At 43.2% G+C, this 13,608-nt stretch carries 10 protein-coding genes; 7 read left to right on the top strand and 3 right to left on the bottom strand.

Features of this window, described 5'->3' with window-relative positions; translation table 11 throughout:
• The first annotated feature begins 88 nt into the window (after positions 1-88).
• A complete protein-coding gene (locus AAEY72_RS07875) occupies positions 89-1,600 on the top strand; it encodes an aldehyde dehydrogenase family protein (RefSeq protein WP_352310132.1) in 1,512 nt (503 codons plus the stop codon).
• A 147-nt stretch (positions 1,601-1,747) separates the two neighbouring features.
• Here the strand turns inward: AAEY72_RS07875 and AAEY72_RS07870 are convergent, their stop codons facing one another.
• From AAEY72_RS07870 to AAEY72_RS07860, 3 genes are all read right to left on the bottom strand, one after another.
• Positions 1,748-2,593 carry an IclR family transcriptional regulator gene (locus tag AAEY72_RS07870; protein WP_010199717.1) on the bottom strand — a complete coding sequence of 282 codons (846 nt, stop codon included), beginning with the start codon at positions 2,591-2,593 and terminating at the stop codon, positions 1,748-1,750.
• A 491-nt stretch (positions 2,594-3,084) separates the two neighbouring features.
• Positions 3,085-4,350 carry an MFS transporter gene (locus tag AAEY72_RS07865; RefSeq protein WP_189584682.1) on the bottom strand — a complete coding sequence of 422 codons (1,266 nt, stop codon included), beginning with the start codon at positions 4,348-4,350 and terminating at the stop codon, positions 3,085-3,087.
• Positions 4,351-4,497: 147 nt separating this feature from the next.
• The gene (locus AAEY72_RS07860) at positions 4,498-5,652 is read right to left on the bottom strand and encodes an acyl-CoA dehydrogenase family protein (protein WP_352310131.1); all 1,155 of its coding nucleotides are present in this window, start codon (positions 5,650-5,652) and stop codon (positions 4,498-4,500) included.
• A gap of 315 nt (positions 5,653-5,967) precedes the next feature.
• On the opposite strand from AAEY72_RS07860, the gene AAEY72_RS07855 reads away from it, so the two are divergent.
• The 6 genes from AAEY72_RS07855 to AAEY72_RS07830 all read left to right on the top strand — a co-directional run bounded on the left by AAEY72_RS07855 (position 5,968) and on the right by AAEY72_RS07830 (position 13,468).
• Positions 5,968-6,744 (top strand): enoyl-CoA hydratase, encoded by a 777-nt coding sequence (locus tag AAEY72_RS07855; protein ID WP_352310130.1) that lies wholly within the window; start codon positions 5,968-5,970, stop codon positions 6,742-6,744.
• Between the two features lie 143 nt (positions 6,745-6,887).
• Entirely contained in the window at positions 6,888-8,501 is a 1,614-nt protein-coding gene (locus AAEY72_RS07850) for a 3-hydroxyacyl-CoA dehydrogenase (RefSeq protein WP_352310129.1), read from the top strand.
• Between the two features lie 69 nt (positions 8,502-8,570).
• Complete coding sequence (locus AAEY72_RS07845) at positions 8,571-9,773, top strand: 3-oxoadipyl-CoA thiolase (RefSeq protein WP_352310128.1); 1,203 nt, start codon at positions 8,571-8,573, stop codon at positions 9,771-9,773.
• Positions 9,774-9,941: 168 nt separating this feature from the next.
• A complete protein-coding gene (locus AAEY72_RS07840; RefSeq protein WP_352310127.1) occupies positions 9,942-11,648 on the top strand; it encodes a fatty acid--CoA ligase in 1,707 nt (568 codons plus the stop codon).
• 122 nt (positions 11,649-11,770) lie between these two features.
• Entirely contained in the window at positions 11,771-12,241 is a 471-nt protein-coding gene (locus AAEY72_RS07835; RefSeq protein ID WP_352310126.1) for an acyl-CoA thioesterase, read from the top strand.
• Positions 12,242-12,436: 195 nt separating this feature from the next.
• Positions 12,437-13,468, top strand: coding sequence for a DcaP family trimeric outer membrane transporter (locus AAEY72_RS07830; RefSeq protein ID WP_352310125.1), 1,032 nt, complete (start codon positions 12,437-12,439; stop codon positions 13,466-13,468).
• Positions 13,469-13,608 lie beyond the last annotated feature (140 nt).

Below are 13,608 nucleotides of genomic sequence, written 5' to 3'. Positions count from 1 at the left end.
GACAGCGTAGGTAGGCAGTAGCGTCAATCACCCGTAATCATTATCAATAAATACGCTACGAATAAACAATGAGAGAGGACATACCATCATGGAAACGACAAATGCTACTGATATAACCAGACAAATTGCAAAAGAGACAATGCAAAATGAAGTGGTATTAAATGCGGCCTATATCAATGGTAAATGGACTGCCATCGAAGCATCATCGGTTGATAGCGAAGACACTGATATGCAGAATCTATATGACCCAAATACTGGTGAGGTGTTAGCATCGACACGCTTATGTACCAGTGCCCATGTAGAAACAGCGGTCAATGCTGCCTCTGACGCCTATGCAAATTGGTCGCAAACCCCAGTAAGCGTGCGTGCGCATTATCTGCATGCGATTGCTGACGCTATGGAGCAGCAATTTGATAAATTGGTTGGATTGTCTGTTTTAAACAATGGTAAGCCCATCGAAGAGGCAAAAATAGACGTCGGTGATGCTATCGCTTGTTATCGCTATTATGCCAACCTGATAACAGATCAAGAAACGTGGTCGGAAGTATCCACGAATGAATCTGGCATTCGTCTGCTAAAGACTTTTGCGCCCGTTGGCGTGTGCGCATTGATTGTACCTTGGAACTTTCCAATGGTGACGACCTCTTGGAAGTTGGCACCAGCGCTAGCAGCAGGCTGCACAGTGGTATTAAAGCCTTCTGAGGTGACCTTATTGCCAGAATTGATGCTGGGCAATGTATTGTCTGGTATCGAGCTGCCAAAAGGCGTGGTTAATATTTTGCCCGGTGCTGCCGAAGTTGGTGCTGCCATGACCAGTCATCCGCTGATTGATAAAGTCTCTTTTACGGGTAGTAATGTGGTGGGTGAAAAGGTAATGACCCAAGCGGCAAAGAGCATCAAAGACGTCAGTCTTGAGCTTGGTGGCAAGTCTGCTATTGTGGTGCGCGCGGATGCCGATATCGATTACGCTTGTGACCTTATCATTGGCGGTGTATTTACCAATGCTGGTCAAATATGTTCAGCGACCTCTAGATTGCTTGTTCATGAAGATATCGCACCGACTTTATTTGAAGCGTTGAAAGTGAAAACCGCAAGCCTGCAAGTTGGTGATGGTTTTGATACAGGCACTCAGATGGGTCCAATGGTCAGCGAGCAACAGCTTAAGCAAGTAAAAAAATACTGTGATATTGCGACTGCCGAAAACCTTACTTGCCTGACTGGTGGAGAAATATCAGCTAGTCAAGGGTATTTTGCCGCGCCCACTATTTATATCGATGTTCCTGAAACCAGCCAATTGTGGCTCGAAGAAGTGTTCGGACCAGTATTGGTTAGCAAAACCTTCAAAGACGATGCAGAAGCCATTCGTTTGGCCAATGACAACAAATATGCGTTGGCAGCGACCATTGTCAGTACTGATGAAAAGGTCGCATTGGCGATGGCATTACAGATTGAAGCGGGTCATGTTTGGATCAATGAACAACAAATCGTGCTGCCTGAGTCAGGGTGGGGCGGCTTTAAGCAAAGCGGCATCGGTCGTGAGTTAGGTGGGGGCGGTCTGTCCGCTTACCAAAAGAGCAAGCATGTATTGTTATCTGACTAAATATGTCTAATATTTTAAGCTTATCGATTACCCATTAAAAAACCCCTTTAAATTTTAAAGGGGTTTCAAAAACGATTAACTTTGGATAATGAACGACAGTAGTACGATTGAGTTTTCAATTTTTGCCACGTTAATGGGTCATCCGCCTTAGCTGATGTAAATATTACTCTCAATATTATTCTTCATATGAAGTAACCGAGGGGCAATGTCTTCTTCTAGCTTAGTACGACTAAGAACAAAACTTGGTGCGCCGCAATTAAAAGTCAGTAAGCCCTCGGTCGGGTGCATGATGGCGGTAGCGACAGCGTTGACGTCTTTTTGCCATTCACTAATCGAGAAGCAATAACCATAGTCGTCATAATCTCTAAAGGCTTTATCCAGTCCGCGTCTAATCTTTAACCAATCATCTTTATACTTACTGCGAATGGCATCAAGGATAAATTCTTGCTCAGCAGCGGGCATACTGGCTAAGCATGCGCGTCCCATCGAACTCAAATGAATGGGGAGGTATGAGCCGACATTACGTCGCATGGTCGTCGTGCCAGACCCTTGCACGACGTTTAGATATACCATTCTCAGGCGGTCACGGGTTGCCATAGCGACCGCACTATTGGCATAATCTGCCAGTTCTTCCATATACGGAGTGACTAAATTGTTGATAGAGATATTTGCCATCATCGTATAGCCAAACCCCAACACACCGGCAGAAAGCTGATATTTACTACTGTTGGTCGATTGCTTTAGATATCCTAACTTGACTAAAGTATAAGTCAGTCGCGTGATCGTCCCTTTAGGCAGGCCAGTCAATTGACTTAAGTCTTGATTACCCAAATAAGGGCGCTGCGGGGTAAAACAACGCAGCAGCTCTAAGCCGCGTGCCAAAGCGGTAATAAACTGCCTATCGTTTTTATCTCTCATGTCACTAATCGGCTCTAACAGCTCAATGTGTGTTGATTTATTAGAGTCTTCATCATCAAGGATATTAGTTGTCATATAAGATTTATTGCTCTCAATTACGTTAATTTAAATAGCATAAAATTCACTACTTTTAGGGCGTGTCTTCAATTCACTCGATAGTCATCTAAATGGGCTGAAAATGGCTAAATCTTGCCAAACATCGTCAAATAGCTGGTTAATATCCCGATATTATCTGCACTATTTTTCTTGTTTGACGGCAATTTATCTCATTTTTATCACCATTTTTGAAATGAAGACACGCCCTAGTACTTTGTAAGCCAATAGTCGTACGCTGATATAGTCATTCCACTATAAAAGTATTACAGCGTTAACCTCGCTTGAAGTATCACATATACATCTACACTCGGTTGCCTTGTACTACTTGTAAATTGAATCGACTATAATAATTTGTTGCTTTTAATAACACTCTATTAATGTACATTGAAACTATTAACATAGCTATTATAAATATCAGCTATTATAAATATAAAGGATTTCGCTATGCGGTATATATGTATCTAATAGTATCACGCCTTTTGTGGATCATATTGCTGCTCTTTGATGAACAACGTTGGAATAAGGCCACATAAGAAATACGCGCCTGCCATAAGCAACAAACCTGCACCGATAGAGTTTTGCATGGCCATATAACCAATGGCAACCGGTGCAATAACTGAGCCCAGTCGTCCAATATTGAACGCACCGCCAATAGCCGTACCTCGAATAGCGGTAGGAAAGCTTTCCGTCAAGTAGGTGGCATTGATAGCATAAGGGATGCCGTATAAGAAACCAAAGGTTATCATCAACCAACCGATGTTTTCTGGGGTATGCATATAGACTAACACTGGAATGAATAGCGCTGTGCCCATAGTACCGAAGGCAAATACTATTTTGCGACCAATTCTATCAGCCACTAAACCTGCCACGACTTTAGCAAACATCATCGTCAAGTAAGTACCTGCCATATATAGTGCCATCTCCTTAAACTTGATACCCAGTTCAGTTTCTAGATAAGACGGTAGCCAGTTGCTTACGCCAAAATAGCCAAATAGTAACAGCCCTGAACTCATCGACCATAAAATGAACATAATGCGATGTTTGGGGTTTTCAAATATGGCTTTATAAGGATTTTCAGGTTTTGTGAGTGAGTTCTTCGCGCCGCTAAGTTTGAGGGCACGAGCCTCTTTCCAAGACTGTGGTTCAGGGATAAGGAAATACATCGATATCGAGAGAATGATAGGTAGGAACGTTAAAAGATATAAGGTGCGCCAACCATAGACGGGAATAATCCAAGCTGAAATGCTCGTGATCACTAAAGACCCTAAGGTAAAACCTGTCATCAATGCTGCGAGTACCGTCGTTCGATGTTTGGTAGGTACCATTTCAGACATCAGGGTGTTAGTGGCAATATATAAACTGCCAAGACCCAAACACGCGGTGAACCGTAATGCTATAAACTGCTCGTAGCTCTGTACAAAGCCACTAAATCCAGATAGCACGGAGAAGAGCGCTGTTGCAATCACGATAACACGTACTCTGCCAAAACGATCACAAGCCCAACCACCGAAAAATCCACCGATTGCCATGCCAAATAATGACCAACTGCCCAAAGCGCCAGCTTGTATGTTGGTCAATCCAAACTCTAGCTTGAGACTTGATAGAGTAAAGGCGAGAATCCCAATATCAGCCCCATCACATAACAGCACTAGAAAACAAAAAAAGAAGGCCAATTTCCAAGGTTGCTTTTGGGTAGAATCTGAGCTTGGATTTGACGTTATAGCGGCACTTTTCACAATTTATATCCTTATTGTTGTGAGAAAGAAATTTTATAGTAATAGCGACATAAGTCAGGTATCTGCGTCCTAGCAAATACCTCGATACGTTTTAATAGTGTGAATATCTTTTACTATTCAAACAAATAGCACTCAAATAAATGACAACTACTCACTAACTTCTTTAATCATATTGCGGGCAATGATGATCTGCTGGATTTGGGTCGTGCCTTCATACAAACGATATAAGCGCACATCACGATAAAAACGCTCAATGCCATAGTCAGCGATATAACCAGCGCCACCATGAATTTGTACAGCTCTATCAGCAACACGGCCACACATTTCGGTGGCAAACATCTTGGCACATGACGACTCGGTAACGACATCTTTGCCGTCATCACGCAGGCGTGAAGCATCTAATACCATAGATTTTGCCGCATAAATCTCTGCTTTTGAGTCAGCAAGCATCGCTTGAATCAGCTGAAAATTGGCAATGGGTTGACCAAACTGTTTACGCTCAACGGCATAGCGTAGGGCATCGTCTAACATGCGAGTCGCTGCGCCTGTACTCGCTGCAGCGATATGTAAGCGGCCTTTATCCAATACTTTCATGGCGGTTTTGAAACCTACGCCTTCTACACCACCGATCAACGCATCAGCAGGTACGACGCAATTGTCAAAAATCACATCGCAAGTATGTGCGCCTTTTTGACCCATTTTTTTGTCGATTTTACCAAGCGTAATACCAGGGGTGTCGCTTTCAACGATGAATGCTGAAATACCGCCCGATCTTTTGTTTTCAGGGTCAGTGCGTGCCATCACCGTAAAGATACCGGCTTGAGGGGCATTGGTGATATAACGCTTGGTGCCATTGAGTACGTAAGTATCGCCGTCTTTGATTGCAGTGGTTCGCAGCGATGCGGCATCGGAGCCTGACTCAGGTTCGGTCAAGCAAAAAGAGCCAATGATTTCACCACTGGCGAGCCTTGGTAGATATTTTTGTTTTTGCGCTTCAGTACCATCGATGACAAGGCCAGAAGAACCAATACCGTTATTAGTGCCTATTAATGAGCGAAAAGCAGGCGAGGTGCGCCCTAACTCAAATGCCAGTGTGACCTCTTCTTCCATCGTAACGCCAAGCCCGCCGTACTCTTCGGGAATGGTCAGTCCAAATAGACCCAACTCACGCATTTGACTAATAATCTCTTCTGGCAGGCGGTCATTTTCTGCCACCCAATCTTCTTTTGGTATGAGTTGGTTATCCACAAATTGACGAATGGTTTGGACGATATGGTCGAGTACTTCCTTATCTCTAATCATGTAGTTCTTCCTTGTTGAAATGATATCTAATAGTGCTAATAGGGACTTTATGGTTAATTCGAACAAACAGCATAATCGATAGTTTATTAAATTACAATACTTTTGGTTTAAAAAACCGCAATGCGGTATTTATAAAAGAAGTGACATATTAATGAACTAATTATTTATCAATTTAACTGGATTTTACTCTTCACAAAAGAAAATAAACAGTATATATTGGTACTGAATATCGCTATGCGGTATTAAAAATCATAATTGTTAGTGTGTTTTAAGGGTGGGCAGTTTACCTAAGGACATTACTTAAAGGACAGCATCATGGAAGAGCAAATCATTATTTGTGAAACGTTAGACAATGGCGTGAGTTTGATAACACTCAATCGTCCTAAAGTTCGCAATGCCTTAAACACTGAACTACGCGAAAAAATGGCAGAGATTTTTATCAAATTAAATGATGACCCAAAGACCAAAGCTATCGTGCTGACGGGTGGTGATAAGGTGTTTGCAGCTGGTGCTGATATTAATGATTTCTTGACCGCGAAAACGGTTGATATGTATGTCCGTCACAGCGAACGATATTGGGATGCCATCACCCATTGTCGCAAGCCTATTATCGCAGCGGTCAATGGCTATGCGCTTGGCGGCGGCTGTGAGCTTGCTATGCATGCCGACATCATCGTCGCTGGCAAGTCTGCTAAGTTTGGACAACCAGAAATAAAAATCGGACTGATGCCCGGAGCAGGGGGCACACAGCGTTTGTTTCGCGTGATTGGCAAGCATAAAGCCATGAAGTTGATACTAACAGGCGACATGATAAGCGCTGATGCAGCGGATCAAATGGGGCTGGTCTCTGAAGTGGTCGAAGATGAGGCGACTATTAATCGAGCCATCGAGATTGCTGAACAACTCGCAGGTTACTCGCCTATTGCTTTAACCCAAATTAAAGAAGTCGCCAATCTTGGGGTGGATATGCCGCTACAAGCTGCCTTAGCTTTGGAGCGTAAAGCCTTTCAGATTTTATTTGATACCGAAGATCAAAAAGAAGGCGCGAAAGCCTTTTTGGAAAAACGTGACGCGAACTATAAAGGTCAGTAGCTTGTCAAAGCATAGACTTTTCGAAACATAGACTTCTCAAAGCATAGATTTCTTAAAGCATAGAAAGAAACAGCACATATACTTTGAAAACGAGACTATTCGATAAGAGCATATAAATTAACAAGACCATATAAAGGATTATCATGACTGTTAAATCATTAGCCATTATTGGCACCGGTATTATGGGTATGGGTATTGCCCAAATCGCCGCCCAAGCAGGCATTCAAGTGCTTTTATTTGATTCCAAAGCAGGCGCTGCCGAGCAAGGACGTCAATCGCTTCAAGCTATGTTAGAGAAGCTAGCGGCTAAAGGCAAATTCACCGATGAGCAGCTACAGTCTACTTTATCTAATCTAACCGTGATTGAAGATATAGCCAAAATTGCCAAGGTTGATGTCGTTATTGAAGCAATCATTGAAAATTTAGACATAAAAAAACAGCTTTTTAAACAGTTAGAAAGCCTTGTCCCTGCCGAGACGATTTTGGCAACCAACACTTCATCGCTAGCGGTGACGGCGATAGCCTCCGATTGCGAGCACCCAGAGCGCGTGGCAGGATTTCACTTTTTTAATCCAGTACCCTTAATGAAAATCGTTGAAGTAATTCCGGGAATTTCTACCAAACTTTCAGTAGTAGAAACGCTTACAACTCTAGCCAAACGCATGGGACATTTAGGGGTAGTGGCAAAAGATACCCCAGGATTTATCGTCAATCATGGCGGTAGAGCTTTTGGTACAGAGGCCTTAAAGATATTAGGCGAGGGGATCGCTAGTTTTGAGGGTATCGATCGTATTTTACGTGATGGCGCTGGCTTTCGCATGGGGCCATTCGAGCTGCTTGATCTCACTGGTATCGATGTCTCTCATCCAGTGATGGAGTCGATTTATAATCAATATTACTTCGAGCCTCGCTATCGTCCGCACCCCTTGACCCGTCAAATGCTAACGGGTAACAAGCTTGGTCGTAAAGTTGGTGAAGGCTTCTACCAGTACAAAAACGGTCAAAAAGTGACATCAAATACAAATCAACAGTCATCGTTTGAAGCATCAGTTTCTAAAGCTAAATTTTCTCAAAAAGTGGTCGATGCTGATACCTCAAGCCTCTCAGTTTGGATTGGTGCAGATTTAGCAACAGACAAACAACAGCTGATTGATCATCTAAACGCTAATGGTATTACTATCGACGATAATGATCAGCCAAATTCTGACAGTTTAATATTACTGTCAATTTATGGCGAAGATACCACCAATGCGGCTATTCGCTATCAGGTGAATCCTAAACAAGCGGTCGCCATTGATATGCTGACTGACTTATCCAAGCATCGTACTCTCATGCCAAGTATCGTCACAGAGGATAATTTTGTGGCGCAAGCTTATGCCCTATTTGGTAGAAATAATAAGCTCGGTAAAAGCTCAGATGAGGACTCAGAGGTTGCTGTCGATGCCACGCTAATTGCCGAAAGTACTGGCTTTGTGGCGCAGCGAGTCGTGGCGATGGTGATTAATTTAGGCTGTGATATTGCGATGCAAGGTATTGCCACACCAAAGGATATCGACAATGCCGTTAAGCTTGGATTGGGTTATCCGTATGGTCCTATCTCATGGGGGGACGAGCTTGGTGCCGAGCGTATTTTACTTATCTTAGAGCGTATCTATGGGTTAACAGGTGATCCACGTTACCGTCCAAGCCCGTGGTTACAGCGCCGTGCCAAGTTAGGCGTCTCATTATTTACTCAACAAAGCAATTGTCAACGCTAAGAGCTAGACCAATTTAATAAACCCTATGTTTCAATAATGCAAATTCTCAAAACACAACAAGGAACAGTTATGTTAGATGCCTATATTTATGACGGATTAAGAAGCCCTTTTGGTCGCCATGGTGGCGCATTAGCAACCGTACGACCTGATGACATGATTGGCACAGTAATAAAGAATTTGGTCGAAAAACACCAATTACCCAATGATATCTTTGATGAAGTACTGATCGGTAATACCAATCAAGCAGGTGAAGACTCACGCAACATTGCCCGCAATGCCGCATTGCTAGCAGGACTAGATGTAAAAACCCCTGGACAAACCGTCAACCGGTTATGTGCCTCAGGACTGTCTACCGTCATCGATGCTGCTCGTAGTATTACTTGTAACGAGGGTGACATATTTTTAGCAGGTGGCGTTGAGTCAATGACCCGCGCGCCCTTTGTATTTGCTAAGACCGAGCAGCCTTTTAGTCGTGAATTTAAAGTGTTTGATACCACTATTGGCAGCCGATTCCCCAATCCTATCATCGAAAAACAGTTTGGTAGCGATACCATGCCGCAAACGGGTGATAATGTTGCGCGCAAATACGATATCACTCGTGAAGAGGCGGATAAATTCGCAGCAGCCTCGCAAGCTAAATATCAAGCGGCCAAACAAGCTGGCTTTTTTGATGATGAGATAACGCCAATTATGGTATCGCAAGGTAGAAAGTTGCCAGAAAAGGCGATAGTAGAAGATGAGCATCCTCGCGCCAACTCTACTGTGGAGGCGCTACAAAAACTGAAACCTTTAAATGAAAATGGGGTGGTCACAGCAGGTAATGCGTCAGGTATCAATGATGGCGCTGCGGCGCTTATTATTGGCTCAAAACAAGCAGAAGAGAAGCTAGGCTTTAAACCTATTGCCAAAATTCTCTCATCTGGTGCGATGGGTGTTGAGCCAAATATTATGGGCGTAGGCCCTGTTGAAGCCATTAAATTGGCATTGAAACGTGCCAATTTGACCCTTGATGATATGTCCATCATCGAGATTAATGAAGCATTTGCCTCGCAAGTACTCGGTTGCTTAAAAGGTCTGGACATAGACTTTGAGGACAAGCGCGTCAACCCTAATGGCGGAGCAATTGCTGTCGGTCATCCGCTTGGCGCATCAGGGGCAAGACTTGCGTTAAGTACGGCACGAGAGCTACAGCGCACGGGCGAAAAATACGCGGTAGTCAGTTTATGTATTGGCATTGGGCAAGGGCTTGCCATGGTGATTGAACGAGTCTAACCCTTTCTATAGTCAATCCATTATAAATTAGATACGGTGTCAGTCTCGCTTAGTCTACTATTTGTAGTACTTTCACTCGGCTTCGTTGTATCCAAATTATATTGAACCGACCATATATACCCTCGCCATATTATTTTAGTATCACGTTTATTATCAAGGACGACAATAATGACTTCTATACTCAACCAACATGAGGACTACCAGCAAGCTCAAGAAGCGTATGGTTTTCCTTTGATTATCAAACAGCTGCTAAACCGTGCAAAAATTGCCTCTACGGATCAAACCATTAGTTATGCGGATAAGGTCACTTATACGTATGCTGAATTTTTTAAGCGCGTTAATCGCTTGGCAAACGTACTTAAAAATATGGGGTTGCAAGCAGGTGATGTAGTCGCGGTTATGGATTGGGACAGTCATCGCTACCTTGAAGCGTATTTTGCCGTGCCGATGTCTGGCATGATTTTGCAAACGGTCAATGTGCGTTTGGCTGAAGACAAAGTGTTATACACAATCAACCACGCCAAACCCAAAGCCTTGCTCCTAAATGCTGAATTTGAGCCAATGGCAAAAAATTATCGTCATGAAGCTCCTTCTATCGAGAAAATTGTTTGGCTCGATGACACGCAGTACGGCGAAGACAATACAAAAAACGATACAAAAACTGAGCAAGTTAGCATGCCAGATTATGTCGAAGGTGAGTATGAAGTGATGCTAGCCGCGGCCAGTGATGCGTTTGATTTTCCAGATTTCGACGAAAACACCATCGCCACCACATTTTATACCAGTGGCACAACAGGCGACCCAAAAGGGGTTTTCTTTACCCATCGACAGATCGTATTGCAGACGCTGGCAAGTACGCTAGCATCTGCGCTGAATGCCGAAGGTCAAGGCGCGCGCTACAATGATGTCTACATGCCAATGACGCCATTATTCCATGTGCATGCTTGGTGTTGGCCGTATGGCGCAACCATGATAGGGCTTAAGCAAGTATATCCGGGGCGCTATCTAGCTCCCACGTTAGTGGATTTAATCGAGCAGCACAAAGTCACGCTTTCACATGGCGTTCCAGCGATATTACAGATGCTATTAAAAGAGATGGCAGCACGAGGACGTAAGTTTGATGGTCTGAAGTTGTTACTCGGTGGCTCAAAGCTCAATGAAGGCTTGGCCAAAGCGGCCATTGAAAGCGGTATTGAGTTTATGTCTGGGTTTGGGATGTCAGAATCTTGCCCTGTGTTATCGAGAGCGGTATTCGATGATAAAACTGATTCAATGGAGATGAAGGATCAGCTCAATTATCGCTGTTTGTCTGGCTCACCCATTATGCTGGTTTCAATGGAAATTTGGGATGAAAACGGCAAGCCACTACCAATGGATGGTGAATCGACAGGGGAGCTTGTGATTCGAGCGCCTTGGCTGACCCAGAGTTATTTTAAAAACCCAGATGCTGGCAATGAGTTATGGAGCGGTGGCTGGATGCATACTCAAGATATTGCCTGTATTACCTCTGACGGCACTCTCAGCATTACGGATAGACTTAAAGACGTTATTAAGTCTGGTGGTGAGTGGGTGTCTTCGCTTGAGGTCGAAACTATTTTATCCTTTCATCCAAGCGTCGCTGATGTTGCCGTCATTGGGGTGCCAGATGAAAGATGGGGCGAATGTCCTTTAGCATTAGTGGTTCTAAAACCTGAATATGCTGATACTAAAGCGGATGATATTTTAGCCTTAGGTCATCAAGCGGTAGAGAAAGGCCATTTACCAAAGTATGGCGTGCCAAGCGAAATCAAGTTTTTAGTAGAAATGCCAAGAACCAGTGTGGGTAAGCTCGATAAGAAAAGAATGCGGATGATGTGCGCAGAAAATTTGATTTAACCCAAAAAATTCTATCGATGACTGCAAAAGATAACTGCAAAAAAATCACCTGAATTTACTGATAATTTTAACGTATGTGTCAATAACACGTACGTTCATTGGCATGACGAGACGAGAAAACTATGAAGGCTTTAGCGATATTACCGGAAATACAAGAGACGCTTAATAAAGACAAACATCATCCTATGCACGGCTTTGCGGTTATCTACTCTCAACAAGTAGCGTGGGGCGATATGGATGCTTTTGGTCACGTCAACAATGTGGTCTATTACACTTATGCTCAAAACGCTCGGATTTACTATAACAGTCAATTAAATCTATTTAATGAAAACACTTTTTCCGTCATGGCAGCATCATCCTGTCAATACTTTAAACCCGTGACTCACCCCGATACCTTATGGATCGGTGTCCGAGTCAAGAAAATCGGCAATGCCAGTTTGATTCATGAATATACCTATTATAGTACGGTGTTGAATACCATTGTTGCTAAGGGTGAGTCCGTACTGGTGTATCTTGATAAAGCGAGTGGGCAGAAAAAAAACATCGATGACACCAAAAAAGCTGCGATTACTGCTTTTGAAAGTTTTAACTAGGGTACGTCATCATTTTAAGACCACTAAATATATCAATGTGCTAATGGATGACACGCCCTAAGTTAGGAGGCAGTTTTTTATATAAGGAGGTGGTGCTGGTATTTATAAGATTGAAAAATACGGTAGCAGCAGAGATTTTAATGAATTTAAATTAACTTAAATGGATTTTAAAACAACACAAGGAATGTGTAGGTTATGCTTTATATCAAAAAGTTGTCTTTTGGTTTGGCTGTTCTTGGAGCATGCGTACAGGCACAAGCGATAGATCTTGTCACCAATGGTGATACTACTTTAAGTATCGGTGGTTATGTTAAAGCGGAAGGCATATTTTATTCTCCCGATGAAGGGGAGTCTGAGTTCAAAGGAAGTGGACGACAATCTCGGATTAATGTTAAAACCACAAAGAATGTAGAGGATAAAAAGCTAACGGGTTTTATTGAAGGCGACTTTTATGGCAATGCCGCAAACGGCGGTTCAGACTTGCGGCTCCGCCATGCTTATGTTCAGGTCGATGATTTGACCATCGGTAAAACGTGGAATGGTCAGTTCTTAGCGGTCTATCCACTTTTGACTGATCAGCTTGACTTTCGGGGCACGGGATTGGGTACTATATCTGGTGGTGGCGCTGATATTCGTCCAGATTTGACGGTGCACTACACTCATAAAGGATTTCGTTTTACCGCTCAAGACCCTGTTTATGACGAAGCTAATCTGCCTGACATGGTTGTTAGCTACAAGAATAATATATCTGATCTTAGCTATAACGTGGCGGTCACTGCTCGTGAGGCCAAAAATGGAGATGATTTGGATATAGGCGTCGGTGTCTCTTTGGCAGGTAAACTGAAACTGGGCAATGACTCGCTACATGCGAGCGTATATAACGGTAAAGGGATGGGCGTCTATTCTACCGTCTGTGTTGGAAGAGCCCTTGGCACGACGGGCGATTTAGATTGCGATGCGGAAGACGGTAAGCTTGTCTCGCAAACGGGCTACACGGTCGGTTACAGGCACAAGTTCACAGAGAAACTGATAAGCAACATGCGCTATGGTGAAATTATGGTGGATGATGAGGCAGATACTTCTGTAAATGTAAAAAGTATCAACCTTGTCTATGAGTATCTACCAGATCTAGACATTGGTATCGAGTGGAGAGATCGTAGCGACAAAACGCTATCACAGGTAAAAAAAGGTCAGCAAGTTGAAGTAATGGCCAAATATAACTTCTAAATTATAGTCAGTGAAAAGTAATATGGACACATCATGCACTGATGATATCAATATTACTTGCTTGCTGTGCAGACAGAGGCTACAAAAAATTGATATCAGCAGTATCGTCGCGTTTTTGGGGTATTTTGACTGTAATATGT

Source organism: Psychrobacter sp. W2-37-MNA-CIBAN-0211 (genome assembly GCF_040309405.1).
GTDB classification, from domain to species: domain Bacteria; phylum Pseudomonadota; class Gammaproteobacteria; order Pseudomonadales; family Moraxellaceae; genus Psychrobacter; species Psychrobacter glaciei.
The sequence above is the reverse complement of the archived record's forward strand: the minus strand, read 5'-3'. Positions and strand labels throughout refer to the sequence as shown.